General features: G+C 66.5%; 22 protein-coding genes. 6 read left to right on the top strand and 16 right to left on the bottom strand.

Going from position 1 to position 26,825, the window contains the following annotated elements:
- The 4 genes from tuf to ASE61_RS12245 form a co-directional block, all read right to left on the bottom strand.
- A partial coding sequence (gene tuf / locus ASE61_RS12260; protein ID WP_061967316.1) for an elongation factor Tu occupies nt 1-1,187 on the bottom strand: 1,187 nt, incomplete at its 3' end.
- A 66-nt stretch (nt 1,188-1,253) separates the two neighbouring features.
- On the bottom strand, nt 1,254-1,507 hold a 254-nt coding region (locus ASE61_RS12255; protein ID WP_244492807.1), incomplete at its 3' end, for a GTP-binding protein.
- Between the two features lie 100 nt (nt 1,508-1,607).
- Complete coding sequence (pncB, locus tag ASE61_RS12250; protein ID WP_061967229.1) at nt 1,608-2,882, bottom strand: nicotinate phosphoribosyltransferase; 1,275 nt, start codon at nt 2,880-2,882, stop codon at nt 1,608-1,610.
- A gap of 68 nt (nt 2,883-2,950) precedes the next feature.
- A complete protein-coding gene (locus ASE61_RS12245) occupies nt 2,951-4,801 on the bottom strand; it encodes a TRAP transporter large permease subunit (RefSeq protein ID WP_061967227.1) in 1,851 nt (616 codons plus the stop codon).
- A gap of 171 nt (nt 4,802-4,972) precedes the next feature.
- Here ASE61_RS12245 and glpD point away from each other — a divergent pair, with 171 nt between their 5' ends.
- Complete coding sequence (gene glpD / locus ASE61_RS12240) at nt 4,973-6,508, top strand: glycerol-3-phosphate dehydrogenase (protein WP_061967314.1); 1,536 nt, start codon at nt 4,973-4,975, stop codon at nt 6,506-6,508.
- An 8-nt stretch (nt 6,509-6,516) separates the two neighbouring features.
- On the opposite strand, the gene tssH is transcribed toward glpD, so the two are convergent.
- The 9 genes from tssH to ASE61_RS12195 all read right to left on the bottom strand — a co-directional run bounded on the left by tssH (nt 6,517) and on the right by ASE61_RS12195 (nt 17,879).
- The gene (gene tssH / locus ASE61_RS12235) at nt 6,517-9,243 is read right to left on the bottom strand and encodes a type VI secretion system ATPase TssH (protein WP_061967225.1); all 2,727 of its coding nucleotides are present in this window, start codon (nt 9,241-9,243) and stop codon (nt 6,517-6,519) included.
- A gap of 11 nt (nt 9,244-9,254) precedes the next feature.
- Complete coding sequence (tssG, locus tag ASE61_RS12230; RefSeq protein ID WP_061967223.1) at nt 9,255-10,319, bottom strand: type VI secretion system baseplate subunit TssG; 1,065 nt, start codon at nt 10,317-10,319, stop codon at nt 9,255-9,257.
- Complete coding sequence (tssF, locus tag ASE61_RS12225; protein WP_061967221.1) at nt 10,316-12,277, bottom strand: type VI secretion system baseplate subunit TssF; 1,962 nt, start codon at nt 12,275-12,277, stop codon at nt 10,316-10,318. Before tssF ends, tssG begins: the two co-directional genes overlap by 4 nt.
- A 12-nt stretch (nt 12,278-12,289) precedes the next feature.
- Complete coding sequence (locus ASE61_RS12220) at nt 12,290-12,838, bottom strand: type VI secretion system baseplate subunit TssE (protein ID WP_244492806.1); 549 nt, start codon at nt 12,836-12,838, stop codon at nt 12,290-12,292.
- 62 nt (nt 12,839-12,900) lie between these two features.
- Nucleotides 12,901-13,383 (bottom strand): Hcp family type VI secretion system effector, encoded by a 483-nt coding sequence (locus tag ASE61_RS12215; protein WP_061967219.1) that lies wholly within the window; start codon nt 13,381-13,383, stop codon nt 12,901-12,903.
- 138 nt (nt 13,384-13,521) lie between these two features.
- Nucleotides 13,522-15,027, bottom strand: a complete 1,506-nt coding sequence (gene tssC, locus ASE61_RS12210; RefSeq protein WP_061967218.1) for a type VI secretion system contractile sheath large subunit — start codon at nt 15,025-15,027, stop codon at nt 13,522-13,524.
- Nucleotides 15,028-15,176: 149 nt separating this feature from the next.
- Entirely contained in the window at nt 15,177-15,707 is a 531-nt protein-coding gene (tssB, locus tag ASE61_RS12205) for a type VI secretion system contractile sheath small subunit (RefSeq protein ID WP_082617389.1), read from the bottom strand.
- Between the two features lie 122 nt (nt 15,708-15,829).
- On the bottom strand, nt 15,830-17,251 hold the full coding sequence (locus ASE61_RS12200) for an ImpA family type VI secretion system protein (protein WP_061967216.1): 1,422 nt from the start codon (nt 17,249-17,251) through the stop codon (nt 15,830-15,832).
- Between the two features lie 70 nt (nt 17,252-17,321).
- Entirely contained in the window at nt 17,322-17,879 is a 558-nt protein-coding gene (locus ASE61_RS12195; RefSeq protein WP_061967214.1) for an OmpA family protein, read from the bottom strand.
- A 118-nt stretch (nt 17,880-17,997) separates the two neighbouring features.
- Between ASE61_RS12195 and ASE61_RS12190 the strand changes: the two genes are divergently transcribed.
- From ASE61_RS12190 to tagH, 3 genes are all read left to right on the top strand, one after another.
- Complete coding sequence (locus tag ASE61_RS12190; RefSeq protein ID WP_082617388.1) at nt 17,998-19,857, top strand: type VI secretion system Vgr family protein; 1,860 nt, start codon at nt 17,998-18,000, stop codon at nt 19,855-19,857.
- 37 nt (nt 19,858-19,894) lie between these two features.
- Entirely contained in the window at nt 19,895-20,443 is a 549-nt protein-coding gene (locus ASE61_RS12185; protein ID WP_061967210.1) for a DUF6931 family protein, read from the top strand.
- Between the two features lie 135 nt (nt 20,444-20,578).
- Entirely contained in the window at nt 20,579-21,964 is a 1,386-nt protein-coding gene (gene tagH, locus ASE61_RS25945) for a type VI secretion system-associated FHA domain protein TagH (protein WP_082617387.1), read from the top strand.
- A gap of 116 nt (nt 21,965-22,080) precedes the next feature.
- Here the strand turns inward: tagH and ASE61_RS12175 are convergent, their stop codons facing one another.
- The 3 genes from ASE61_RS12175 to ASE61_RS12165 form a co-directional block, all read right to left on the bottom strand.
- The gene (locus tag ASE61_RS12175) at nt 22,081-22,434 is read right to left on the bottom strand and encodes a RidA family protein (RefSeq protein ID WP_061967208.1); all 354 of its coding nucleotides are present in this window, start codon (nt 22,432-22,434) and stop codon (nt 22,081-22,083) included.
- A 62-nt stretch (nt 22,435-22,496) separates the two neighbouring features.
- Nucleotides 22,497-23,213, bottom strand: coding sequence for a hypothetical protein (locus ASE61_RS12170; RefSeq protein ID WP_156407066.1), 717 nt, complete (start codon nt 23,211-23,213; stop codon nt 22,497-22,499).
- Nucleotides 23,214-23,346: 133 nt separating this feature from the next.
- Entirely contained in the window at nt 23,347-23,856 is a 510-nt protein-coding gene (locus tag ASE61_RS12165) for a PAAR domain-containing protein (protein WP_061967204.1), read from the bottom strand.
- A gap of 179 nt (nt 23,857-24,035) precedes the next feature.
- Here ASE61_RS12165 and tssK point away from each other — a divergent pair, with 179 nt between their 5' ends.
- Nucleotides 24,036-25,373: a type VI secretion system baseplate subunit TssK gene (gene tssK, locus ASE61_RS12160; RefSeq protein WP_061967202.1), complete on the top strand. Its 1,338-nt coding sequence runs from the start codon at nt 24,036-24,038 to the stop codon at nt 25,371-25,373.
- On the top strand, nt 25,370-26,815 hold the full coding sequence (gene tssL / locus ASE61_RS12155) for a type VI secretion system protein TssL, long form (RefSeq protein ID WP_061967200.1): 1,446 nt from the start codon (nt 25,370-25,372) through the stop codon (nt 26,813-26,815). The genes tssK and tssL overlap by 4 nt, the downstream gene beginning before the upstream one ends.
- Nucleotides 26,816-26,825: the final 10 nt, after the last annotated feature.

Genomic DNA, 26,825 nt, shown 5'->3' with positions numbered 1-26,825 from the left:
GCGATGATCGATGCGACGACGCCGGCGCCGACGGTGCGGCCGCCTTCGCGGATGGCGAAGCGCAGCTTCTCTTCCATCGCGATCGGGGCGATCAGCGTCACCTCCATCGAGATGTTGTCGCCCGGCATCACCATCTCCGTGCCTTCCGGCAGCGAGACCACGCCGGTCACGTCCGTCGTGCGGAAGTAGAACTGCGGGCGGTAGTTGGTGAAGAACGGCGTGTGACGGCCACCCTCTTCCTTCGTCAGGATGTAGGCCTCGGCCTTGAACTTCGTGTGCGGCTTGACAGAGCCCGGCTTGCACAGGATCTGCCCGCGCTCGACGTCCTCACGCTTCGTGCCGCGCAGCAGCGCGCCGATGTTGTCGCCCGCCTGGCCCTGGTCGAGCAGCTTGCGGAACATCTCGACGCCCGTCACCGTCGTCTTCACGGTGTCCTTCAGGCCGACGATCTCGATTTCCTCGCCAACCTTGACGATGCCGCGCTCGACGCGGCCGGTCACCACCGTGCCACGGCCCGAGATCGAGAACACGTCCTCGACCGGCATCAGGAACGGCTGGTCGATCGGACGCTCCGGCTGCGGGATGTACTCGTCGACCGTCTTCATCAGCGCGATCACCGCGTCATGACCGATCTCCGGCGTGACGTTGTCCAGCGCGGCCTTGGCCGAGCCCTTGGTGATCGGGATGTCGTCGCCGGGGAAGTCGTACTTCGACAGAAGCTCGCGGATCTCCATCTCGACGAGCTCGAGCAGCTCGGCGTCGTCGACCAGGTCGACCTTGTTCATGAACACCACCAGCGCGGGAACGCCGACCTGGCGCGCCAGCAGGATGTGCTCGCGGGTCTGCGGCATCGGGCCGTCGGCAGCCGACACAACCAGGATCGCGCCGTCCATCTGCGCCGCACCCGTGATCATGTTCTTCACGTAGTCGGCGTGGCCGGGGCAGTCGACGTGGGCGTAGTGACGCGCCGGGGTCTCGTACTCGACGTGAGCGGTCGAGATCGTGATGCCGCGGGCCTTCTCTTCCGGAGCCTTGTCGATCTGGTCATACGCCGTGAACGACGCGCCGCCCGACTCCGCAAGCACCTTCGTGATCGCAGCCGTCAAAGACGTCTTGCCATGGTCAACGTGACCAATCGTTCCAATGTTGCAGTGCGGCTTGTTGCGCGCAAATTTCTCTTTGGCCATGACACCCTTGTCCTCGAAGGCGCCCTTCGGGCCCAGAAACGGGGGTCGCATTAGGGGTTTTTGAGNTGGCCGGGGCAGTCGACGTGGGCGTAGTGACGCGCCGGGGTCTCGTACTCGACGTGAGCGGTCGAGATCGTGATGCCGCGGGCCTTCTCTTCCGGCGCCTTGTCGATCTGGTCATACGCCGTGAACGAAGCACCGCCCGACTCCGCAAGCACCTTCGTGATCGCAGCCGTCAAAGACGTCTTGCCATGGTCAACGTGACCAATCGTTCCAATGTTGCAGTGCGGCTTGTTGCGCGCAAATTTCTCTTTGGCCATGACACCCTTGTCCTCGAAGGCGGCCCTTCGGGCCCAGAAACGGGGGTCGCATTAGGGGTTTTTGAGCGGGGATGCAAGGCGGTAGCGCGAGGGCTCGAAATCAGACCCCGAACACCCGGCGGTAGCGCTTCACGGCTTGCGGATCACCGGAGACCTTCTCGGGATTGTCAGAGAGCTTCACCGCGGGCCTGCCGTTCGCCCTGGTGACCTTGCAGACCAGCGAGATCGGGTCGAGCGCGCGCGAGCCATCCGGCGAGCAGCCGACGAGGTCGTTGGTCAGGTCCGTGCCCCAGCCGAAGGCCATGCGGACCCTGCCGTCGAAATGGTGGTAGACGCGCTCGATCGCCTCGACATCGAGCCCGTCGGAGAAGACCAGCATCTTGTCGCGCGGGTCGCGCCCGCGCTCGCGCCACCAGGCCATGATGGTCTCGCCGGCCGGGATCGGCGGCGCGCTGTCGGGGCGAAAGCCGGTCCAGTCGGCGACCCAGTCCGGCGCATGCCGCAGGAAACTCTGCGAGCCGAAGGCGTCCGGCAGCGCGATCAGCAGATTGCCGCCATAGACCTGGCGCCACTCGTCGAGCACGCGATAGGGCGCGCCCAGCAATTCCTCGTCCGTTTCGGCCAGCGCCGCCAGCACCATCGGCAATTCATGGGCGTTGGTGCCGATCGCCTCGAGATCGGCATCCATCGCCAGCAGCACGTTCGAGGTGCCGGTGAAGGCCGAGCCCAAGCCTTCCTTCAAGGCCTCGACGCACCAGCGCTGCCAGAGATGGCCATGGCGGCGGCGCGTGCCGAAATCGGAGAGCTTGAGATTCGGCAGCTTCTGCAGCCGCTCGACCTTGTCCCACATCTTGGCCTTGGCGCGGGCATAGAGCACGTCCAGCGAGAAACGCTTCTGGCCGACCATCACGCGCCGCGCCCTGAGCTCGTTGATGATCGCCAGCGCCGGCACCTCCCACATCGTCGTGTGGGTCCAGGGCCCCTCGAAATGCAGTTCGTACTGGCCGTCGACCTTGCGCAGATCGTATTCAGGCAACTGGAACTCGGCGAGCCAGCCCATGAACTCCGGCGAGAACATCTGGGTCTTGCCGTAGAAGCTATTGCCGGACAGCCAGATCAGCTCGTTCTTGGTGAAGCGCAGCGAGCGGGCATGGTCGAGCTGCGCCCTGAGCTCGCCCTCGTCGACGATATCGCCGAGGCGGATATGCTTGGAGCGGTTGATCAGCGAGAAGGTGACCTGCACCTCCGGGTGGAAAGCCCGGATCATCTGCAGCATCAGGAGCTTGTAGAAATCGGTATCGAGCAGGCTGCGGATGATCGGGTCGAGCCGCCAGCCGTGGTTATAGGTCCGCGTCGCGATGTCGGTGAAGATCATATCGAAGTCCGGGCCGGCTCACGGCATAGGCTGTGGAACGGCGCAGGCGCCGGGCGAAGGAAGGCGCATCAGAACAGTGCCTTGAGCCTCGGCGCAAGCGCAGGCCACGCAGCCATGCCCAGCGACAGCACCATGAGGGCGGCGAGCAGCACGCCGAGCAGCGGCAGCACCGCCCGGAAAACCGCTCCGGTGGGCACCCGCATGATGCCGCTCACGACATAGACGAGGATGCCGAGCGGCGGCGTCAGCCCATGGATCATCAGGTTGACGACGAGGACCACGCCGAACTGGATCGGATCGAGCCCCGCCGCCACCGCAACCGGCAGCAGCAGCGGCGCGAGCAGCAGGATCGCCGCGCCGATATCGAGGAAGAGCCCGGCGACCAGCAGCACGAGATTGGCGAGCAGCATCACCGCATAGGGACCGGCACCGAACGCGGTCACGAGCCCGGCCATCTGCTCGGAGACCCGGTCGACCGCGAGCAGGAAGGCGAAGGGGGCGGAGGTGCCGATCAGCAAGCCGATCGCCGCGGCCTCCGCCGCCGACTTGCGTAAGGCCGCCAGTACGCCGCGCCCGTTCAGGCTGCGCAGCGTAAGGCAGGCGATAACAGCATAGGCCACTGCGAGAGCCGAGGCCTCCGTCACCGTCACCACGCCGAAGCGGATGCCGACCACCACGACGATTCCCAACCCGATCGCGGGAATGGCGCCGATCAGCGCCCTGCCCCGCTCGTTCGCGCTCGCCTTCGGCGCGGCATCGATGACGCCGCGGGCGCTGAGATGGATGCCGATCGCCAAGGCCACGGCCAGCACGCCGCCGGCGACGAAACCGCCGACCAGGAGCGAGCCGACCGAGAGATTGGTCGCACTCGCCAGGATCAGGAAGGCGATGGAAGGCGGGATGATGTTGTCCAGCATCGAGACGCCCGCGACGATCGCCGCCGCATTGGCCGGCGGGTAGCCCCGCGCCACCAAAGTCGGCGCCATCACCTTGGCCCCGAAGGCGGCATTCGCCACCGAGGAGCCGGAAGCGCCCGAGAACAGCACGCTCGCGACCAGCGCCGTCTGCGCCAACCCTGCGCGCCAGTGCCCGACCAGCGTTGCGGCAAAGCGGATCAGGCGCTCGGCGAGACCACCCTCAGTCAGCAGCTCGCCGGCCAGCAGGAAGAAGGGAATCGCCAGCAGCAGGAACTTGCCGACGCCGCCGACCAGGGTCTGCACGATCGCCGGCTCCGGCATCAGCCCGCCGAACGGCCCGGTCAGCGAGACGCCGGCCAGAAGCGCGAAAGGCAAGGGCGCACCGAGCAGGAGCCCCGCCCCCGCGACCAGCGCAGCGACGAGGCTCGACGTCGGAAAGAGATCGAAGGAGAGCTGCGCCAGTCCGTAGAAACAGCCGCCAAGCGCGAGCGCCGCGAACGCGCCGGCCCAGCCTCTCTCGATCCCGGCACGCAGGAACAACGCTAGCATCGTCAGCCCGCCGCCGCAGGCGAAGACGGCGAAGCGCAGGGATTCCGGCAGGCCGAGCACGGTGGAATGCCCGCCGATGAGCGCGGCGACATTCGCCCCGCCGGCGGCCAGCACCAACGCGCCATGAAAGGCGATCGCATCGGCGAGCACCGCCGCCATCCGTTGCGGCATTGGCGGCAGCAGGCGGACCAGTACATCGAGCCGCATCGCCAGCGTTCCAGTGACCGCAAGCGGCGCGCCGACCGCGATCAGCGCCAGATGCAGCCAGATCGCGAGCTCGTCCGACCAGACGAAGCCGCCACCGAAGAGATAGCGCTGCAGGACGGCCGCCATGACCACGAGGAACAGCGCCGCCAGGATCGCCGCTCCGGCGAGTTCCAGTGCCGTGCGGAAGGTCGCCTCGACCCGTTCCGGGAGCGGCTTCCCGCGCGCTTGATCGTCCGACTGGCTCATCCTGCCGCCATGCCCTGCCCGGATGCCCTGTTCCGGCCTCGCGCCCGTCGCGTCAAGCCACTCGAATTGACATCATCCCTGAATTGACCGCAGGAGCGGGCTTGTGGCGCCGCCCCAGCCGGGATTGGATGGCGTCCCCGATCAGCCTTTCCAGCCTTCCAGAAGATGCGCATGGCTTCCGAAACGACCCCGCCCTTAGCCGGCTTCGGCACCGACCCCGCTACGCCTTACGACCTCGCCGTCATCGGTGGCGGCATCAATGGCTGCGGCATCGCCCGCGATGCGGCCGGGCGCGGTGCCTCCGTCGTGCTGTTCGAGAAGGACGATCTCGCCAGCGCCACCTCCTCGCGCTCGACCAAGCTGATCCATGGCGGGTTGCGCTATCTCGAGCACTACAAGTTCCGGCTGGTGCGCGAGGCCCTGATGGAGCGCGAGCGCCTCTGGGCCATCGCGCCGCATATCATCCGCCCGCTGCGCTTCGTGCTGCCGCATCACAAGGGCCTGCGCCCGGCCTGGCTGCTGCGGCTCGGCCTGTTCCTCTACGACCATATCGGCGGCCGCAAGCTCCTGCCGGCGACGCGCACGCTCGACCTCGCCCATGACGCGGTCGGCAAGCCGCTGAAGGACGACCAGGCCAAGGCCTTCGAATATTCCGATTGCTGGGTGGAGGACGCCCGCCTCGTCGTGCTGAACGCGATGGACGCCGCCGTGCGCGGCGCCGCGATCCACACCCGCACCCGCGTCACCGCGGCGCGGCGCGAGAACGGCCTCTGGCAGCTCGATACCGACGACCCCGCAGGCAAGGAGACGTTCTGGGCGCGCACGCTCGTCAACGCCGCCGGCCCGTGGGTCGGCGAGGTCCTGAACGGCGTCATCCACACCAATGCCAAGGCCGGCGTCCGCATGGTCCAGGGCAGCCATATCGTCGTGCCCAGGCTCTATGACCACGACCGCTGCTACATCTTCCAGAACGCCGACGGGCGCATCATCTTCGCCATCCCCTACGAGCAGGATTTCACGCTGATCGGCACGACCGACCGCGACTATCACGGCGACCCCGCCGAAGTCGTCGCGACGCCGGACGAGATCGCCTATCTCTGCGCCGCGGCGAGCGAGTATTTCCGCCAGCCCGTCACGCCGGAATCGGTGGTCTGGACCTATTCGGGCGTGCGCCCGCTCTATGACGACGGCGCCTCCAAAGCGCAGGAGGCGACGCGCGACTATGTGCTGACGCTCGACGCGCCCGAAGGCGAAGCACCGCTGCTTTCCGTCTTCGGCGGCAAGATCACCACCTATCGCCGCCTCGCCGAGGCCGCGATCGCAAAACTGGCGCCGCTCGCGCCCTGGGCCGCACGCGCCGAATGGACGGTGACCGGCGCCCTGCCCGGCGGCGATTTCCCGGTCGGCGGCTTCGACAAACTGGTCGGCGAGATCGCAGCCACCTATCCTTGGCTCGAACGCCGCAGCGCGACGCGGCTCGTCCGCGCCTACGGCACCCGCGCCCGCGACATCCTCGGCGACGCGAAGAGCCTCGCCGATCTCGGCCGGCATTTCGGCGCCGATCTCTACGCGCGCGAGGTCCGCTACCTGATGAAGGCGGAATGGGCGCGCCGGGCGCAGGACGTGCTCTGGCGCCGCGGCAAGCTGGGTCTGCGATTGTCGAAGACCGAGAGCGAAGCACTGGACGACTTCATGCAGCAGGCCTGAGTGTCAGTTCACGCCACCTGATAGGCGAATTGCCCCTCCTCGACCGAGACTTTCGCCTCGGTCAGCGGCTTCTTCTCCAGTTGCAGGTTGAGGATCGCGCGCGAGAGCGCCGGCAGCATCGAGTTGGTGATGATGTTGTCGATCATGCGCCCGCCCGAATCCGGATCGTTGCACTGCCCGACGATGTGCTCGACCACCGCATCGTCATAGACGAAGGCCGCCTTGTGGTTCTCGCTGAGCCGCTTGCCGATGCGCCCGAGCTGGAGCCGCACGATCCCGGCCAGCATATCCGAGGACAGCGGATAATAGGGGATGGTGACGAGCCGCCCGATCAGTGCCGGTGGAAAGACCTTGAGCAGCGCCGGACGCAGGCTCACCGCCATCGCCTCCGGATCGGGCTTGGCCGCGCCGTTCGCCGACATGCTCATGATCTCGTCGGTGCCGACATTCGAGGTCAGGATGATCAGCGTGTTCTTGAAGTCGATGCGCCGGCCGGTGCCGTCTTCCATCTGGCCCTTGTCGAACACCTGGAAGAACAGCTCGTGCACGTCGGGATGCGCCTTCTCGACCTCGTCGAGCAGCACCACCGAATAAGGCTTGCGCCTGACAGCCTCAGTCAGGCGCCCGCCCTCGCCATAGCCGACATAGCCGGGAGGCGCGCCCTTGAGCGTCGAGACGGTATGCGCCTCCTGGAACTCGCTCATGTTGATGGTGATGACGTTCTGTTCGCCGCCATAGAGCGATTCCGCGAGCGCCAGCGCCGTCTCGGTCTTGCCGACGCCCGAGGGGCCACAGAGCATGAACACGCCGATCGGCTTGTTGGGATTGTCGAGCCTGGCGCGGTTGGTCTCGATGCGCTTGGCGATCATGCCGATGCCGTGGCCCTGCCCGACGACGCGCTTGTTCAGCGTCTCCGCAAGGTTGAGCACGGTTTCGATCTCGTCCTTGACCATCCGGCCGACCGGGATACCGGTCCAGTCGGAGACCACAGACGCCACCGACTGCTCGTCGACATGAGCATAGATCATCCGATTGGCCGGATCGACCTCGCTCAACGCTGCGAATTTGGCATTGAGCGCGGCGCGCGATTCCGCCGGATCGGCGGCTGGCTCGGGTGCGGGAGCTTCGGCTTCGGCCGGCGCAGGCGCGACATTCTCGTTCGCCTCCGGCTGGGCGGCATCGGTCGTCGGCGCCGCCTTCTCGCGAAGCTTGGTCCATAGCGCCTTGATCTCCTTGACGATGGTGAGTTCCCCCGTCCAGGCCCCTTCCAGCCCCGTCAGCTTCTCCCCCTTCTCCGCCATCTCCGCCTCGATCTCGCCGAGCCGCTTGGTGGCATCGGTGCCGAGATCGGCGTCTGCCGTCAGCGCCGCCTTCTCCTGCTCCAGCGAGGAGATCGCGACGCGCGCATCCTCGATCGCGGCCGGCGTTGCGTTCTGGCTGATGGCGACGCGGGCGCAGGCGGTATCGAGCAGGCTCACCGCCTTGTCGGGGAGCTGACGGGCCGGGATGTAGCGCGAGGAGAGCGAGACCGCCGCAACGATGGCCGCGTCCGAGATGCGGACCTTGTGGTGCTTTTCCATCGGGCCGATCAGGCCGCGCAGCATCGTGCAGCAGCGCGCCACGTCGGGCTCATCGACCTGCACCGGCTGGAAGCGCCGGGTCAGCGCCGGATCCTTCTCGAAATACTGGCGATATTCCGACCATGTCGTCGCGGCGATGGTGCGCAGCGTGCCGCGCGCCAGCGCCGGCTTCAGCAGGTTCGCGGCATCGCCTGTGCCGGCCTGCCCGCCGGCGCCGATCAGCGTGTGCGCCTCGTCGATGAACAGGATCACCGGCGTCGGCGAGGACTGCACCTCGTCGATCACCGAGCGCAGGCGCTGCTCGAACTCGCCCTTCATCGAGGCACCGGCTTGCATCAGGCCGATATCGAGCGCGCAGACGCGCACCCCCTTGAGCGGCGGCGGCACGTCGCCCGCCGCGACGCGTTGCGCGAAGCCCTCGGCGATGGCGGTCTTGCCGACACCGGCCTCGCCGGTGAGGATCGGGTTGTTCTGGCGCCGGCGCATCAGCACGTCGATGACCTGCCGGATCTCGTCGTCGCGGCCGAGGATCGGGTCCATCGTGCCGGAGCGGGCCTTGACGGTGAGATCCTGCGAGAAGCGGTCGAGCGCGGTCGTGCCCTTCGCCCCCTCCGCCTGTTCGGCGCCAGGCGTGCCCGCCGCACGCAGGCCCGAACCGTCCATCGGCCGCAGGTTCTCTTCTTCCGAGCTTTCCCATATCTTGCCGTAGCCTGCGGCCAGCTCCTCGACCGGGATCTTGGAGAATTCCTTGGAGAGCCCCGTCAGCACGCGGCGCAATTCGGTCGATTTCAACGCCGCGACCAAAAGATGGCCGGTCCTGATCTGCGTCTCGCCGAAGAACAAGGTGGCGTAATGCCAGCCACGGTCGAGGATATCGACGATGTGGTTGGCGATGCCCGGCATCTCCGTCTCGTTGCGGCGGAAGCCCTCGACCACGCCGCCGAGCTCCATCAGCATCCTGGCGCGGTCGAGCTTGTAGTGATCGGCGGTCAGGGTCAGGTCGTTGCTGGTGCCCTGCAGGATCTGCAGCAGCCAATGCGCCAGCTCGACATTGCGGTTGCCCGCCCCCTTCGCCTGCCGGAGCGCCTGCAGGAAGGTATCGTAGCCGACCCGGTTGAGCTTGCCTGTGACGGCTTCGAGGCTGATATCGGCCATGGTCGTCCCCTTCAATGTCCGGTGGCGGCAGTGCGGCTTCGTTTCAGGCGGAGGCTCTCGGCAGGGTGGAAGCGGGCGTCGCGGCGCAAGGCGCCCTCCTCGACATCCCAGTTCGGTGCCATCCAGCTCGTCCAGCCGAGATGGCCGGACTGACCGAGCCGGACCGGCTTGACCTCGCCGACCGGCAAGGCGAGCTCGACATCCCATTCGAACTGCTCGCCGAGATGGAAGAACACCGCATCCGCCAGGGGCTCGCAGCGGTCGCCGTTCGGCAGGAAGCGCTCGAACTGTTGGAGGTCGGCAGCAATAATCTTGACCCGGAACTTGTCCTCGACGCTGTAGACGCTGCCGCCAAGCAGCGCGTCGCTGCCGAGCGAGCAATGCGAGCCGCCGAGCCGCGTCCGGTCGGCCGGGTCGAAGACCAGCCACATGCCGGTGAACTGCTCGATCTCGACTTCCGTCTTGAACAAGCCGGCCAGAAAGCGCCGCAGCCGCGAGGCCGATTTCGCTTGCGCGCCGATCAGCCCGGCATGGGCGAGCTTTTCGGCATCGGGCACGCTGTCGCGCTTGAGATAGGGCTTCGAGCCCATCCCGATCATGCTGCCGATATAAGCGGCAAACCGGTCGAGATCGGGCCGGTCATGCTGGGCTATGGGGCGTGAATCGGCCCAGGCGCGATAGAAGAGCTGCAGGAAGCGGTGGTTGAAGATGTCGAGGAAGCGTGGGAAGGCGTCGTCGCGCACCAGCGTCCAGTGGTAGCTTTCCTCGGTCGTCGCCAGCGGCAACGGCCCCTGCGGTCCGAGCAGGCCGAGGAACTTGACGAAGAGCCGCAGCCGCCCCTGCCCATCGCGACCAGCCTCGGCCAGGCTCGATGCCGGGAAGTCGAGATAGGGCTGCTCGCCCAGCGCGACATATTCGTCGCGCCGCGAGGCGACGTCGCCCACGCGCGGCCGGTCGGGAAAGCTGCGCTCCAGCCGGCGCATCACCGCGTAGAAATCGAAGCGCCAGGGCTCGGCCTCGAGCTGCGCCTGGTAGTTTGGCGCCTTTTCCAGCGGGGTGGCGGCGTCCTCGCTCACAGGATGCGCCTCGCACCGGCACGCGGCGGAAAGCGCATCACCTCGCCACGCTCGACGGTACGGATCACCGTCTGGGTGAAATGGTTCATCGCCGCGTATTCCGCGAAGAAGCGGTCGAGCACCGCCCCGAGCAGGAAGACGCCGGAGCCCTCGAACGCCTTCTCGTCGAGCAGCACCGTAATCTCAAGCCCGCGTGCCGCACCGGTCCCCGCCCGCTGCGGGAAACGGCGCACGACGGCGCGGCTGTCGACGCTCTTGATGCCGCGGATGCGCCGCTCGGTGGCGCTGTCGGCGAGATCGGCGAAGAGCGAGAGCAGTTCGCGCAGTGCCTCGCCGTTCTCCCCGGCTCCGCGCTGGACGAGACCGAGATGGTTGAGGCTGATCAGGTTGACCAGCCGCCAGGTCACGACGCCGGTGCTGGCGGTCTCCGAGCGCAGCTTGAGCTGGGAGACGACCGGCTCGCGCGGCGGCGTCGGCCCGGCAAGGCAGGCGATGTCGAGCGAGACATTGTCGATGAGGCGGAAATCGGCCCCGCCCTGCCCGGTCGGCAGATGCTCGGTCAGATGCCGGTTGGAGCAGAGCGCGCGTACGCTGAGCTCCGCCACCGACGCCGTGTCGGAGACGCCCGCCGGCTCGACCAGCGAGATGAACATCTCCGTGCCGGTATAATCGGAGGCCTTGCCCTGCCGGCGCTCGGCCGAGGAACGGCGCCGCGGCAGGCGCCGCTGCGTATAGTGCAGCCCTTGCGTCGGCGAGGCCCCTTCCGGCGAGGAATAGAGCGGGTGGACCGGCTGCTTCTCGCGCCCGCCGGCATAATGCGCATGGACCGAGAGGATGCTGTGCGGCTCATAGTCGAGCGCGCGGCTGCGGTCCGGCACGACATGGAATTCGTGCTGGTTCGTCTTGACCGGGATGCGATCCGTCGTCTTCTCGAACAGGTTGATCGCCGGCGCCGCGTAGAGTGCGAACATCTCCTTGCGCACCGCACCCGGCAGCCGCGTATTGACCTCGTCGAAGACGAAGATCACGTCGACCGCCTTGGCCTGGAGCTTCGGCATGATGCGGCTGAGCCCCTCCAGCCGGAAGCCGAGGAACTTGCGCGGGAACCAGAAGAGTTCGCGCAACAGGTCGAAGCCGCGGAAGACGCGGGTATCGGCCGGCAGCAGCGCCTCGTCCTCGTCGAAACCGATCTGTTCGAGCCGGCAGCCGTCGCCCGGCGTCACCACCGGATCACCGAACGCATCGAGATGGCGGAAATGGATACCGATGCAGTTCGAGAACAACTGCTCGTAAAGCGCGACGGCGTCACCCTCGGCCCCGAGCAGATGGAACGGCAGATCGCGGGTACGGCAACCGGCGAACCAGCTCGCCGGATTCTTCAGCGCCTGCGCCGCAGAAGGCTCCTGCTCGGGGTCAGCCATGACCCGATGGTTCAGGGAGATGCGCAGGCCCGATAGCGCCCGCGGCCCGGTCCGCAGGCCCAGCGCCTGCAACGGCCCCGGCGCCGGAATGTATTCGGCCCCGGTGATCTCGAAGGGCCAGAGCGTGACGTCACCACCCAGCCGGTAGCGGCAGGCCACCCGGCGCTCGCGCTCCAGATAGGTTGCGTCGATATAGGAGCCGCGCGCGATCCGCACGCCCTCGCGCAGGGCCGGATCGGAATAGGTCGGCACCACGCGGGCCAGCAGCGCCGAGGGCGTCGGCGCGAGATAGTTCGGCAGAAGCTGCTCGATCAGGTTGTTGGTGAACTCGGGAAACTCGTGCCGGAGCTTGAGCTGGACGCGGGCGGCGAGAAAGGCCGCGCCTTCCAGCAGGCCGCCGACCATCGGGTCCATGCGCTCGCCGGCGAGCCCGCCGAGCCGCTCGGCGATGCCCGGATACTCCTCCGCGAACTCCTTGCTGTGCTCCATGAAGAGCCGGAGTTCCTGGTTGTAGAGATCGAGAAACTCCTGGTTCATCGCCTCACCACCTCACCGCCCCTTGATGGCGATCTTGCCGGTATCGAGCTCGAGATCGGCGACGAATTGGACCGGAATATTCAGCGGCTCGCAATTGAGATCGGCGCGCACGAGGAAGCGGATCTTGAGCTCGGCCGGGTCCAGCGTGTCGTCGCGCTCGACGGCGACCGAATTGCGGATCAGGCGCGGCTCGTAACCGACCAGCACATTGGCCAGATCTTCCCGGATGGCATCGACGCGATGCTCGTCGATCGACAGCCGCGTCATGTCTGGGAAGCCGTGGTTGAGCACCGAGCGACGCACATGCTCCAGCTCGGAGAGATCGAGGGACGAGCCCAGATTGATGGTGTTGACCAGCGCGTCGAGATCCAGCGCGATCTCGCGGCGCAGCTTCTGTTCGGTGATCGCGGCTCGCGGCGCGGCGCGGCGCGGGGCGATCACGCGTTCGCCGCCCTCGTCCCGAAGGTCGAGCGCGATCCTCGCATCCTTTTCAAGATGCGCCTCCCGGAATGCGAACATCAAAGGCGGCCGCAGCCGCTTCTTCGAGATCGGATCTGCCATGGCCTATCGCACCGTCGGCAAGGCACCGGCCCCGGCAAATGCCGGAGCCGGTGATCTTCAACTCACTTGGTGTGGGTCTTGATGTCCCAGGTCATGGTGCTCGGCGCCTCGAGCGAACCATCGGCCTTCTGCGCCTTGTACTCGTATTTGATCTTGGCGTAGTTCAGCGAGAACTGGTCGGTCGGAATGCTGGAGCCGCCGGCGGCGTCGCCGGATTGGTAGCTCGACACGATCAGGTCCTCCAGCGTCAGCACGTAATAGTCCTGCTGCGTCTCGCCCTGCTTGCGGACGAAGAGCACCGCTTTCTTGATGTGCTTGCCGCCGGCGCAGGACAGCGCCAGGTTCGTCGAGGCCTTGCCGACCGAGCAGGTGAAGTGGATGTCCTGGAAGCTCGCCTTGCCGGCGCCGCCGCCGGCGTTGGACGCATGCGAGCCTGCATTGCTGATGCCCCAGGAGAATGAATCGACCTCGATCGTGTCCTTGTGCTTGGAATCCTTGCTTTCGCCCTTGATGCCGTCGATCTCGAGCAGGAAGTCGCTAGCCATTTTTACCTCCAGAGTAGGATTGCTGTGGGCTCGCGGATGCGGGCCCGCTGTGGACGCACTTCTCCTGTCGCGCCGCCCTCAAGCGGTCGGCGCGTCGAAGATTCTCGTTGTCGCCGTCACCTGGTATTCAGGTGACGGTCACTGCTTGGGAGCTGGCAGTCGCGAGACCAGGCTCAGACCGATATCCATGCCTTCGAGCTGGAAGTGCGGCCGCAGATAGAACTTGGCCGAGTAGTAGCCGGGGTTCTCCTCGTCCTCGAAAACGTCGATGCGCGCATCGGAGAGCGGGCGCCGCGCCTTCGTTTCTTCGCTGGAATTAACCGGATCGCCATCGACATAGTCGGTGATCCACTCCTGCAGCCAGCGGCGCAGCGGCTCCTTTTCCTTGTAGGAGCCGATCTTGTCGCGAACCATGCACTTCAGGTAGTGCGCGAAGCGCGAGACTGCGAACATGTAGGGCAGCCGCGAGGACAGGTTGTCCGACGCGGTGGCCGCCACGCCGTCCGGCCCCGAATAGGCCTTCGGCTTGTAGAGCGACTGGGCGCCGATGAAGGCGGCCTTGTCGGTGTTCTTGCGATGGATCAGCGGGATCAGGCCGGATTTCGCCAGCTCGGCCTCGCGCCGGTCGCTGATCGCGATCTCGGTCGGGCATTTCAGGTCGATGCCGCCGTCATCCGTCGGGAAGGTATGGGTCGGCAGGTTCAGGACCTCGCCGCCCGACTGGACGCCGCGGATGCGCGTGCACCAGCCATATTCCTTGAACGCGCGGTTGACGTTGACCGCCATCGCATAGGCAGCGTTCATCCAGGCGTAGTTCTCGCCCTTGTGCCCGTCGGTATCCTCCTCGAAGGCGAACTCCTCGACCGGCTCGGACTTGGCGCCATACGGCACCCGGGACAGCACCCGCGGCAGGCACAGGCCCACATAACGGGAATCCGCCGCGTCGCGCAGGCCCTTCCAGGCCGCGTAGTCCGGCGTGTCGAAGACCTTGCTGAGATCGCGCGGATTGGACAGCTCGGTCCAGGCATCCATGCCCATCAGGGTCGGCTCGGCCCCTGCGAAGAAAGGCGCATGCGCCGCCGCCGCCACCTTCGACAGATCGCGCAGGAGCTGCACGTCGGTCGGGACATGGCTGAAATGATAGTCGCCGACGAGGCACCCGAAGGGCTGGCCGCCGAGCTGACCGAATTCCTGCTCATAGACCTGCTTGAACAGGGGGCTCTGGTCCCAGCGCGCGCCGGGATAGGTCTTGAGATTGCGGTAGAGCTCGCCCTTCGAGACGTTCATCACCTTGATCTTCAACTGCGCGTCCGTCTCGGAATTGAAGACGAGGTAGTTGAGGCCGCGCCAGGCGCTTTCGATCTTCTGGAACTCCGGTGCGTGCAGCACCGCGTTCATCTGCTCGGTCAGCTTGGCGTCGAGCCGGGCGATCATCTCCTCGATCGTGTCGATGACGTCGCCCTTGATCAGGGTCTGGTCCGCCAGCGCCTGGTTGACCAGGGTCGCGACCGCATTCTCGACTTCGGTCGCCGCACGCTCGGTCTTGGGCTTGAAACTCTGTTTCAGGATCGCCGAGAAATCGTCGATCTCGCGCGTTTCGACTGCTGCCCCGCCGGGCTGTTGGGTTTGTGCTTCCGCTGCCATTGCCGCCTCGCTCGCTTAACCGCCTGCAGGCCCCCGATCCCACCTGATGCGGACGGGATCGCTTCACACCATCCGGAGCATCGCTCCTGTGAAAGAGCGGCTCCCGCTCCTTCGCGCAGATCCCCGGGGGCTGAGCCCGCGCCCTGCCCTCAGTTCGCCGTCTTGTCTTCCGAAGGTTCGCCCTTGCCGAGCTGGTCCTTCAGCGCCGCCATCAGCTGGGGATCGGCCAGCAGCGCCTTGATCTGGTCGCTGGCGGCCATCTTGCCGTCCATGTAGCGCAGCAGGTTGGCGAGCTGCTCGCGCGCCTCCAGGAGCTTCGCCGTCGCCGGGATCTGGCGGGCGATGGCGGCCGGACTGAAATCCTCGAACTTCGAGAACTTCAACGCCACCGAGAGCTTCTCGCTGCTGTCCTCGCCGAGCTTGTTGGACACGTTGAAGGACACGGCCGGCTCGATCGCGGCCATGCGCTGATCGAAATTATCCATGTCGAAGTCGAGGAACTTGCGCTGCGAGATCTCCGGCTTCTCGATCGCCGAGGCGTTGCCCGAAAGATCGGCCATCACGCCCATGACGAAGGGCAGCTCGACCTTCTGCTCCGCATTGTAGGGGTCCTCGTAGGTGATATGCACCCGAGGCGGCCTGTTGCGGCGGATGAACTTCTGTCCAGAATCTCCGGCCATGTGACGTGCCCCTCTGCATTCGTGCCACGCCGACGTAACGTGACATCCTATCCGTTTTCGCCCGTCATCGATATAGTCTCGCGACTGTGACGGGAGGTTCAAGGCAATGACGAAAAACTTCCCTAGCTGTCAGCCTCCGGAACCGGCACGACATCTGGCAGGATGCTGCCGAGAAGCGACATGAAATCATGCTGCGCCAGAGCACAGGCCTTGTCCATCAGGAGCGGCGTCGGGTGCGAGGGCTCGACCTGGCGGTAGAAGGCGGCAACCGCCTTCATCGCGCCGACCGCATCCGCGCGGCTGCCGATCACGATCGCGGACGGCACCGGGTTCGGCGCGGCAACGGCCTCGGCCGCCTCCGTCACGCTCTCCCCGTCGCCACCTGCCTCGGAAGCATCCTCACCGGCTTCGGCATCGCTGTCGTAGCCGTCCCCCGCTTCGTATTCGCTCTCCGTTTCGGTGCCGTCCGGCACCGGCAGGCGCTCCAGCGGCAACCGGAACCGGCGCTGGTCGCCGATCTCGAAGACCGCCTTGTCGACCTGGTCGGGGAACATGATCTGGATGACCTCGATCAACGACTTTCCGATCAGCTGCTGCGCCTGCCCGATCAGCAGGACGGCCGGGCTCGAAGGCTCGGTTCTGCGAAAGTAGCCGAGGCAGGCTCCCAGCGTATCCTCCACATGAAGGATGCTCGAAACGCTGCCAGGACCGAAGGTTGCGGTGTTTGCTGCCGACCCTTGCGGGCCGGCCGCCACGGGCTCCGGCCCCGATGCCTGATGGCCCGGGACACGCCGTACGACCGCGGCGTCGAGAAAGGCGGCGATCTGGTCCAGCAGCGTCGCCAGGCGCGGAAAGCCGAGGGGATGATCGACACCGACCTTCTCCAGCCAGATCGTCCGCAGGCGCGTGAGCGCGTCGCGCCCGGCATTCACCTGGCCGAGAATCGCGACGAGGTCGTCCGCTTCGACCTCGCCCAGCACCGCCTGGATCGTTCCGGCATCGGGATGCTGCTCGCCGTCGACAAGCTTCGTCTCGCCGCTCGCCACGAGCTGGCTGCGGAACATGAACGGTCCGATCCGCCGGCTGACGAAGAGCGGCGCGTGCTGCAGCGGCAGGACCACCGTCGCCAGCTCGTCGAGCCCCTGCAGGGCGACCTCGCGCATCACGAAGTCGCCATCCATCGCCCTGGGGTGCACCTCCTCCCAGTAGCTGCCGAGGAGATCGGCCATGGCTGACAGGCTGGCGGTGAATCCCGGCACGTCACGATTGAGGATCGTGAGCTTGGCCGCGAGCACGAGGATCCTGAGGTCGCGCGAACGCTCCAGCAGCTTGCCGAGCTCGGCAAAGGCCGGCGGAAACTCGATGTTCGTCCGATCGAAGGCGACCTGCCGCCCGTCGTCGTCACGGCGGAAATACGAGACCGGCAGCGCGACCTCGAGCCGCGCCGTGGCGTTCATGAAATCGGGATCGTCCTCGAGATCCGGGCCGCAGGGCTCGTCAGCCGAAACCGGTTTCGTCAGGTCGGCGAAATTCAGGCCCGCCATCGCTTTCCCCGCTCACAGGAGCGGCGGCCCGGTCACGGCCGGGATCGCCGCGGCCGTTCCGTATCGTGTTTTATTCGCCGCGCAGGCGGGTCTCGACCCGGCGGTTGTCGCCGGACAAGGGATCGGCCGCGATCGGCTTGCTCTGCCCGTAGCCCTTGGCCACCAGCTTGGCGGCATTGACTCCGTGCCCGCCGAGATAACGGACGACGGCCTGCGCCCGGCGCTGCGACAGGTTGAGATTGTAGGAGGCACTGCCGGCGGCGTCGGTATGCCCCTCGACCATGAAGGTCCGCTGCGAGAGCTGCGGCGTCTTCAGCGCCTTGGCGAACTCGTCGAGATTAAGCTTGGCCTCGGGCTCCAGCTCGTCGGAATTGTATTTGAACTTCACGACGAGATCGAAGGCGCTGACCGGCCTGGCCGGCTCGACCACCTGCCCGGCCCTGGCGCATTCGGCTTCCGTGCCGACGCACAGCCCCCGCGAGATGCCGGGCTTGGGCGCGATGCCCGGCCCGAAATGCTTGACGATGTCATCGGCCTTGTAGGTCTGCGCCCCGGCCCCGTTCGCCATGGACAGAACCATAGCGCCGGTCAGAGCGACAAAGGCAGTGAAGCCGGGCTGCTTGCGCATGGGAACACTCCCGCTGAGTTTCGCCGTCTGGCAGATAAGGACTTAGGGATGGAAGGATGACTCCAGAAATCACCTACGTCAAGATAAAAATAAAAGCGCGAATCGAAAGGTTCAGTTGATGTCTTCTGCTCTTGGGCAAGATCAAAGAACTGCGTCTTTCTCAACGCCGACGGGAAAAGACGAATTTACACTTATCAAGTTCGAAGCCAGCGAGGCTTTGAGCGAATTATTCACTTATAATATCGAAACAGTCAGCAAGACCGACAACGCCGACCTGCAAAGCATCATGAGCGAGAAATGCTCGATCAAATTCACGCTCAAGAACAAGAGCGAGCGTGTGCTGAACGGCACGCTGGTCGATGCGCAATGGCTCGGCAAGCAGGATGATCTCTACATCTACCGCTTCACGCTCAAGCCGTGGCTCTGGCTGCTCTCGCAGCGGGCGGATTGCCGGATCTTCAAGAACAAGACCGCCCTCGACATCATCAAGGAGATTTTCAAGAAGGAAGGCTCGGCGAGCTTCGACGACCGCACCAGCGAGACGCTCCAGCCGATCGACTACTGCGTCCAGTATCGCGAGACCGACCTCGATTTCGTGCTGCGGCTGATGGAGCAGTACGGCATTTACTACTATTTCAAGCACAGCGACGGCGACCACAAGCTGGTCCTCTGCGATTCCCGCTCCGCCCATGACCAGGTCCAGGCGGCAGCCGAGCCGAGCTTCCAGGGCGATGCCTCGGCTTACGCCTTCGTTCCGCAGGGCAGCCGCTTCCCGCGCAGCGCCGTCGAGCATCTGACGAGCTGGTCGACGATCCGCCGCCTGCGCACCGGCAAGTTCGAGCTCAAGGACTATGATTTCGAGAAATCCGAGTCCGATCTCACCGCCCGCGCCGAGGAAGGCTTTCCCAAGGCGAAGTCCTACGAGGCCTATGACTATCCGGCGGCCTACACCAAGCGTGACCAGGGCGAGCATTTCGCCCGCGTGATGGCGCAGGCCGAGCAGGCGCAGGACGAACGCCGCTATGCCGCCGGCGATGCCGCGAGCCTCTATCCCGGCGCGCTGATGAAGCTCTCCGACCACCCCACCGGCGCCGAGAACAGCGAATATGTCGTCGTCCGCGCGACCCATGCCTTCGGCATCCAGAGCTATCGCTCGTCGGGGCGCCGGGACGAGGCGCTCTATCACGGCTCCTACGAGCTCCAGAAAAGCGACAAGCGCTTCCGTGCGCCGATCGCGACGCCCCGCCCGACCGTCTACGGGCCGCACACCGCCAAGGTGGTCGGCGAGAAGAACAAGGGCGAGGAAGGCGATATCGACGTCGACGAATATGGCCGCATCTGGCTGCGCTTCCATTGGGACCGCGAGGATAGCTCGACCTCCTGCCGCACCCGCGTGGCGCAGATGTGGGCCGGCAAGGGCTGGGGCGGGCAGATCATCCCGCGCATCGGCCAGGAGGTGATCGTCGAATATATCGAGGGCAATCCGGACCTGCCGCTGGTCGTCGGCGCCGTCGTCAACGACCAGCACAAGCCGCCCTATGAACTGCCGGCGAACAAGACGCAGTCCGGCCTCAAGTCGGAATCGACGGATGGAGCCGGCTTTTCCGACACCTATAACGAGATCAAGTTCGAGGACCGCAAGGATCAGGAGGTCCTGGAGATCAGGACCGAGAAGGACCACAAGATCACGGTCAACAACATGGAGACCCGTGATATCGGCGAGCGCTACGACGGCGGCGGCTATTCGCGCGAGACCACGCTCAAGAAGGGCGACGACAAGCTCGACGTCCAGAACGGCAAGCTCGACATCGAAGCGCTGACGGAGATCAATCTGAAGGTCGGCGGAAGCACGATCAAGATGACGCCCGGCAGCATCGAGATCAAATCGCCGACCATCACGATCCATAGCCAAGCGCTGACCGAGGTGAAGAGCGACGGCATGCTCGTCGTCAAGGCACCGATGGTGAACATCAACTGATCGGAATACCGATAACGACAGAACGGCCGGAGCTTCCATGTCACGCCTGCGCTTCAGCACCGCCCGCGAAGTGTTCGAGACCTATCCGTCCGCCCATCAGGCCGTGACGATGGCGCCGACCACCGAGCCACCGCTGGCTTTCCTCGGCCGCCTCGTCAGGGGGCCGGCGCCGATGGAGGCGGCCGGCTTCTGCGCCTTCCTGCTGCCGCGGCGCGAGACGGTGTGGTGGGCCGTGCAGGCCGTCCGTTCCATGCAGCCGCCCGGCACGCAGGACCCCGGCCTCGCGGCGGCCGAGGCCTGGGTGCGCGAGCCCGGCGACAAGACACGTTTCGAGGCATTGCGGCAGGCGCAAGCCGGCGACAGCGCAAGGCCGGGCACCTTCGCCGCCTGGGCGGCCGGCTATTCCGGCGGCAGCATGTCGGAAAGCCACCCTATCCCGACGCCGCCCGACCTGACGGCCAAGATGGCGCGGATCGCGGTGCTCAACGCGATCAACCGCCTGCCGGCGCGCGAGCGCGACGGTGCATTGCGCACTTGCGTCGAAGCATGCATTCGTTTGGCTGAAGACGATGCCGGCAAGCGCTGATCTGCGGACGAGAGCATTTTCAAGCGAAGTGGACACCGGTTCGCGTGAAGAAAATGCGACAAACCAAAGACTTAGATCATGGGGTCGAGTATGATATTCGGCTCGATGATCTGAGGCCGTAACGGGACGTCCGCGATGGCGCTGACACTGACGATCGAGAACGAGACCTCGCTGCCCGATGGCGGCCCGCTCAGCGTGACCACCAGCGGCGGACGCGGCCTCGATATCGGCCGCGACCAGCATCTCGACTGGGCCCTGCCCGATCCCTCGCGCGCCGTCTCCGGCCGCCATTGCGAGATCCGCTTCCGGGACGGCGGCTGGTGGCTGCGCGACATCTCGACCAACGGCACCTTCGTCAATGGCGGCGAGCATCGCGTCCAGTCGCCCTACCGGCTCCAGAACGGCGACCGGCTCGAGATCGGCCATTACCTGATCGCCGTCGCCATCGACGAGGAGGCCGGACAGGCCTCGGAAACGGCCGCCCCACCGCCACTTTATGCCGCGCAGCCCGAGTCGCTCTGGGCGCCGAGCGAGGAAGCCGCCCCACCGATTCCGCGCCGCGACCTGATGCCGCCGAGCCATGCCAGGCCGGTCCATGCCGGTTTCATCGACTGGGCAACCGACATCCCGGCCCCGAGCGCCGAACCGGCACCACCACCTGCGCAGGATTGGTCGCCGCCCGCCGTGCGGACCGACGATTTCGCCTGGGCGCCGCTCCAGCCGTCACCCGCACCGGCGCAGGAGCCCGTGGTGGCGATGCCGACCCCGCGCCGGCCTCCGGCAAGCAGCGCTGCGGACGCCAACCCCTGGGACGAGCCCGTCGAGGATCCGGTTCCGCCCGAGACCCCGCCCGAGCCGCCTCCGGTGCCCGCCGTCACGCCGCCCCCCGCCCCGGCCTTCCCGGCCGAGCCCGCGGCGCAGCCGGGCGCAGCCGCACCGATCTCGATGGGCGAGTTCATGCAGCGCTTCGCGAAGGGTGCCGGCGTCTCGCCGCAGGCGCTGGCGACGCAGGACCCCGGCGCCTTCGCCGAGCAGCTCGGCGGCCTGATGCGTCTGATCGCCGAGGAGCTGAAGGGCCTGCTCGCCGCCCGTGCCGAGACCAAGCGCATCGCCCGCAGCACCAGCCAGACGATGATCCAGGCACAGGACAACAACCCGCTGAAATTCTCGCCGACGGTCGACGACGCCCTGCAACTGATCTTCGGCCAGCCGCGCAGCGGCTATCTCGATGCCAGGCGCGCCTTCGACGAGAGCTTTCGCGACCTCAAGGCTCACCAGATCAAGACCTACTCGGCCATGCAGCACGCGCTGAAAATGCTGGTCGAGGATCTCGACCCGCAGGCGATCACCGAAGCGACGGCACAGGATGGCGGCATCGGCGGGCTGATCGGCTCGCGCAAGGCGAAGATGTGGGAGGCCTATGTCGCGCGCTGGGACGCCAAGACCGCTCCTTACGAGAACGGTCTCGTCGACGCCTTCATGATCTATTTCGCCGAGTGCTACGACCGAGGCGGGAAGTGACGAGCCCCGCCGTCATGCTCGCCCTTGTGGCGAGCATCCACGTCTTGAACACGAGCTTCGACCAGCGAAGACGTGGATGATCGGGACAAGCCCGACCATGACCCAATCGGAGCGGGCTACCCCTTCGCGGCCACGGCCGTAATCTCGATGGCATAGCCGGGCGAGGCCAGCTTCGCCTCGACGGTCGCGCGCGCCGGGGAATGGCCCTTCGCGACCCACTTGTCCCAGACCGCGTTCATCTCACCGATCTTGCTGATATCGGTGAGGAAGATCTGGACGCTGAGGATGCGCTCCTTACGGCTTCCGGCCTGCACCAGCGTATCCTCCAGCAGAGCGAGAACCTCCTCGGTCTGCTCGGTCAGCGAAGCGCCCTCGGTCTTCTCGGCGACATGGCCGGCGAGGAAGACGATGCCGTTGAAGATGGCGGCGTCGCAGTAGCGGGCAGCCAGTCCGATGCGTTCGATGGTCATGGGCTTTGCATCCTGTCGCGGGAGAAATGGAGAAGCCCGCTTGGCCCGCCAGCCCTGCCCGGTCAAGCCGGCGGCAGCGCCAGGATCTCCCGGATGGCGCGCGGCTGGAGCTGACGCGGCGCGTCTTCCATCGCGACCTTGTAATAGCCGAGGATGCTGAGCTGCTCGTAGGTCGCCCAGATCGAGTCGTCCTCGAAGGCGGCCATCCGCTCCTCGAAATTCAGGATCATGCCGTATTCCATGCCGACACCGCGCTCGATCGGGGGCGGGGTCGGCTTGCTGCGCTTCTGCGCTTCGGCCGCAGCGAAGGCGGCGAGCGCGCCCGGCTGCCAGACCTGCTCATAGGCCGCGACGATATCGGCAACGGCCTCGCCCTTGCTCGTCAGCACCCGCCGGCAGGCATCGGCAAAGGCATCGGTCAGCCCGTTCGCCTCGGCAGCAGAATCGGCCTTGTTGTAGTCGGCTCGCAACGGCTCGACATAGCCGAACAGGTTCTCGAGCTGCCGCGCCGCCGGCCCTGCCAGGAACAGCCAGGGAAAGGCGCCGTCGATCGAGATCTGGCCGGGCAGCAGATGCGCCGCCTGCTCGCCATCGTCGGCCCGGAAGAACTGGCGCACCGCCGCCGTGCAGCTCACGTTGGGCACCGGCAGGATCGGGCGCTTGCGCCGGGCCGGATCGCGGATCAGCGCCATGAAGCAGAGCGTCTCGGCGACGCGCCCGTTGCGGGCGAGCCCATGGTTCTTCGCCCGCCTCTGGTCGGAGGACAGACGCTGTACCATCTTGTGGCGGAAGCGCTCGTACCTGGCTTCCGCGCGATCTGGAACCGTCCGCCTGTTCTTCGCCATCGCACCCCGCAGCGAGAAAACGATTCCGCTTCAACGGCTTGCGCCGCCGCCTTGAATCAATCTGTCATCAGCCGCCGATGATCACCGTCGGCAACCCCATCATGATCTTGTTGGGCGGGCCCAGCGCCTCGAGGACCGTGTCGCCCATCCGGCAGGCCGGCAGGTTGTTGATCAGCACGGTCTGCGAGCCGTCGATGACGACCCCGGGCCCATGCGTCGGCAGCGGCAACGGGCCGAGCGGCGTCAGGCAGATATGGATATCGGCGCCGCCTGCCGCGCCTGTGATCATCGAGCCCATGCTGGCGGCGGCCGTGTTCTTGGCGGTTTCCTCGGCGGCGATGGCGGCCGGCGCTCCCGGCGTGCCGGCGGCGGCGACGGTGGCGGCCTGAGCTGCCTGCAGCGCCGCATCGGAGGTCGCCTTGGCCCCCTGGATCGCAGCAGCCGCCGCAGCCGGCACACCGCGCCAGGCCAGCATCCCGCCGATGATCACGTTCGTACTGCCCGGGCCGGGCTGGAGCATGCCCGGCAGCGGGTGCAGCACCGGGTCCATGATGCGTGCGGCCGGTCCCTTGGGCATGCGGGCCTCCCCTGCTCGAACGGATTCGTACTTCCGAGCACTGCCGTGAAAATCGCTCCGCCGCATCCTTCAAGTCAATGACGGCGACACGCCCGCAACGCGCTAGCATTCGTTTGGTGACGCTTGGGTAGGACCCGTAGTAAGCTCGCCCAGCCTGCCTTCGAGTGAGCGAGACCGGAATGTCGTGGTACAGCAAGGTCGTCTGGTCGGAAGGACTGTTTCTCAGGCCGCACCACTTCCAGCAGAGCGACCGCTATCTCGAAAACCTGCTGGAAAGCCGCGTCAGAAACGTCACGCCCTATCCATGGGGCTTCTCGGTGCTGGAGATCGACCGCGACCTCGCCCAGCAGAGCCGCATCGGCCTGCGCCGCGCCGTCGGCGTGATGCCGGACGGCACGCCCTTCGCGCTGCCCGATAACAGCCCGCTGCCGGCCGCGATCGAGGTGCCCGAGAACGCCGCCGGCCAGATCGTCTGGCTTTCGCTGCCGCTCGCCGCCGCCAATACGCGGGAGGTCGAGGACACGCTGAACGGCTCGGCCAGCCGCTATGTCCCCGCAAACGAGATGCTGATCGATTCCACTGCCTCCTTGCGGACGGAGGAAGAGATCGACGTCGCCCATCCGCGCCTGACGCTGGAGCTGCGCAAGACCTCGAAGGCCGGTTATGTCGGCCTCGCGCTCGGCCGCATCCTCGAAGTGCGCGACCGCGCCATCCTGTTCGACGAGAAATTCGCGCCGCCGGTGCTGGTCTGCTCGGCCTACCCGGTGATCGAGGGCTGGCTCGACCGCGTCATCGGCTGGATCGACAACAAGCTGGAGGAACTCGCCCGCTATGCTGCCGATCCGACGGCAGGCGGCGGCCTGCAGAGCGCCGATTATTTCGTGCTCCAGCTCCTCAATCGCAGCATCCCCGTGCTGAAGCACATGCGCCGCTCGCGCTTCGTCCATCCCGAGCGGCTGTTCTCGACCTTCCTCGCGCTCGCCGGCGAGCTTGCGACCTTCACCACGGCCGAGCGCCGCGCCCGCGACTACCCGGCCTATGACCACGACGACCTGGAAAACTGCTTCGCCCCCGTCGTGCGCGACATCCAGGACTTCCTCTCTGCCAATCTCGGCCGCCGGGCGATCCGGCTGGAGATCGTCGAGCGCGCGCAGAACGCCTTCATGTCGACGATCCGCGACCGCAGCCTCGTGCGCAACGCGACGCTGGTGCTGGAAGTCGCGGCGCGGCGCCCGCTGACCGAGATCCAGGCGCAGTTCCCGCAGCTCTTCAAGATCGGCCCCAACACCAAGATGAACGAGATCGTCCATGCCCATCTGCCGGGCATCAATCTCGTCCATCTGCCGACGCCGCCGCCGCAGATCCGCGCGCTGACGGATCATGTATACTTCTATCTCGACCGCACCTCGCCGCTCTGGCCGGAATTCTCGACGGCGAGTTCGATCGGCATGCATTTTTCCGGTGACTGGCCCGATCTCGAGCTCGAGCTCTGGGCCGTTCTGGAGGGCAGGCGATGAGCGATCCGGGTTCGCCCTCAGATCCGTTCGGGCGCTCCGAGCGCACGATCATCAGGCCGAACCCCGGCGGGCGCCGCGCGCCCCTGCCATCCGCTCCCGCCGCACCGGCACCAGTCGCTACGCAGGCGCCCCAGCCCTATCAGCCGCCGCAGGTGCCCTCGCCCGGCGTGCCAGGCACCGGCGACGAATGGATGTCTCAAGCTGCGCCGATTCCGCAGCAGCGGCAGGCGCCGCCGCCTTCGGGCGGCGGCCAGTCCCTGCCGCGCCGCGACCAGCTCCTGACGCCGAACGCCAATCCGCTGCTGCGCGCTGCCGGCCCGCTCCTGCTCCTGCTCGGGCGAATGCGCGCGAACCTCTCCAACGCGCCCTTCGCCCAGCTCCTAGGCCAGGTCGGCGAGTCCATCGAAGCTTTCGAGCATGAGGTCCGCGCCGCGGGCGTCTCGGCCGAGACCGCGCAGACCGCGAAATACGTCATCGCCGCCAGCGCCGACGACATCGTCCAGAACATCCCCGGCGACGACCGCCATGTCTGGACGCAGTACAGCATGCTCTCGCGCTTTTTCGGCGAGCGCATCGGCGGCGTCCGCTTCTTCGAGATGCTCGACAAGGCCAAGGCCGATCCATCGGTCAATTACGACCTGCTGGAGCTGATGCATGCCTGCCTGGCGCTAGGCTTCCAGGGCATCCACCGCACCTCGGCCGGGGGCGCCAACAATCTCCAGACGATCCAGCGCAACCTGTTCGAGACCTTGCGCCGGGTGAAGCAGCCCGACCCGGAGCTCTCGCCGCGCTGGCGCGGACAGGCGATCGCGCAGGCGGTCGCCGGCTTCAAGGTGCCGGTCTGGTCGGTGGCGGCGATCGCAGCCATAGCCCTGCTCGGTGTCTATTTCGTCTTCCGCGCGCTGCTCGCCGGCAATGCCGAGGCGGCCTCGACCGCCCTGCTCTCGGTCCATCCCAAGGGCGAGATCGGCATCATGCGCAAGGTCTTCTCGGCCCCGCCGCCGCCGCCCCCGCCGCCGGCGCAGCCGCCCAAGGTCTGCGCCGCGGTGCAGCCGCCGATCGTCTGCCTGGTGACACCCAACGTCGTCATCGTTCGCCTCGTCGGCATCACCCTGTTCGAGCCGGGCCAGGCGGGCGTGCGCACGGAATTCCAGCCCCTGATCGAGCGCATCGCCGCCGTTCTGGAGCAGGAGGGCGGCGCCATCAAGGTCGTCGGCCATAGCGACAACGTACCGATCCGCACCGCCCGCTTCCCGTCGAACCTCGTCTTGTCGCAGGCCCGTGCGAAGGCCGTCGGCGACGTGCTCAAGGCCAAGCTCAGCAAGCCGGACCGGATCACTACCGAGGGCAAGGGCGCCGACGCCCCCATCGCCCCCAACAACACCGCCGACGGACGCGCCCAGAACCGGCGCGTCGAGATCCTGATCCAGCGCCAAAACTAGGAGGGCGAAG

The sequence above is a fragment of the Allobosea sp. Root670 genome (assembly GCF_001429415.1).
GTDB lineage: Bacteria > Pseudomonadota > Alphaproteobacteria > Rhizobiales > Beijerinckiaceae > Allobosea > Allobosea robiniae.
This window is presented reverse-complemented; position numbering and strand designations above follow the sequence as displayed.

Bases quoted from the DNA above. Each gene is read 5' to 3' on its own strand.
- pncB (WP_061967229.1), bottom strand. From the start codon at position 2,882: ATGATCTTCACCGACATCGCGACGCGGACCTATAACCACGGCTGGCGG.
- ASE61_RS12245 (WP_061967227.1), bottom strand. From the start codon at position 4,801: ATGAGCCAGTCGGACGATCAAGCGCGCGGGAAGCCGCTCCCGGAACGG.
- glpD (WP_061967314.1), top strand. From the start codon at position 4,973: ATGGCTTCCGAAACGACCCCGCCCTTAGCCGGCTTCGGCACCGACCCC.
- tssH (WP_061967225.1), bottom strand. From the start codon at position 9,243: ATGGCCGATATCAGCCTCGAAGCCGTCACAGGCAAGCTCAACCGGGTC.
- tssF (WP_061967221.1), bottom strand. From the start codon at position 12,277: ATGAACCAGGAGTTTCTCGATCTCTACAACCAGGAACTCCGGCTCTTC.
- ASE61_RS12220 (WP_244492806.1), bottom strand. From the start codon at position 12,838: ATGGCAGATCCGATCTCGAAGAAGCGGCTGCGGCCGCCTTTGATGTTC.
- ASE61_RS12215 (WP_061967219.1), bottom strand. From the start codon at position 13,383: ATGGCTAGCGACTTCCTGCTCGAGATCGACGGCATCAAGGGCGAAAGC.
- tssC (WP_061967218.1), bottom strand. From the start codon at position 15,027: ATGGCAGCGGAAGCACAAACCCAACAGCCCGGCGGGGCAGCAGTCGAA.
- tssB (WP_082617389.1), bottom strand. From the start codon at position 15,707: ATGGCCGGAGATTCTGGACAGAAGTTCATCCGCCGCAACAGGCCGCCT.
- ASE61_RS12200 (WP_061967216.1), bottom strand. From the start codon at position 17,251: ATGGCGGGCCTGAATTTCGCCGACCTGACGAAACCGGTTTCGGCTGAC.
- ASE61_RS12195 (WP_061967214.1), bottom strand. From the start codon at position 17,879: ATGCGCAAGCAGCCCGGCTTCACTGCCTTTGTCGCTCTGACCGGCGCT.
- ASE61_RS12190 (WP_082617388.1), top strand. From the start codon at position 17,998: ATGTCTTCTGCTCTTGGGCAAGATCAAAGAACTGCGTCTTTCTCAACG.
- ASE61_RS12185 (WP_061967210.1), top strand. From the start codon at position 19,895: ATGTCACGCCTGCGCTTCAGCACCGCCCGCGAAGTGTTCGAGACCTAT.
- tagH (WP_082617387.1), top strand. From the start codon at position 20,579: ATGGCGCTGACACTGACGATCGAGAACGAGACCTCGCTGCCCGATGGC.
- ASE61_RS12175 (WP_061967208.1), bottom strand. From the start codon at position 22,434: ATGACCATCGAACGCATCGGACTGGCTGCCCGCTACTGCGACGCCGCC.
- ASE61_RS12170 (WP_156407066.1), bottom strand. From the start codon at position 23,213: ATGGTACAGCGTCTGTCCTCCGACCAGAGGCGGGCGAAGAACCATGGG.
- ASE61_RS12165 (WP_061967204.1), bottom strand. From the start codon at position 23,856: ATGCCCAAGGGACCGGCCGCACGCATCATGGACCCGGTGCTGCACCCG.
- tssK (WP_061967202.1), top strand. From the start codon at position 24,036: ATGTCGTGGTACAGCAAGGTCGTCTGGTCGGAAGGACTGTTTCTCAGG.
- tssL (WP_061967200.1), top strand. From the start codon at position 25,370: ATGAGCGATCCGGGTTCGCCCTCAGATCCGTTCGGGCGCTCCGAGCGC.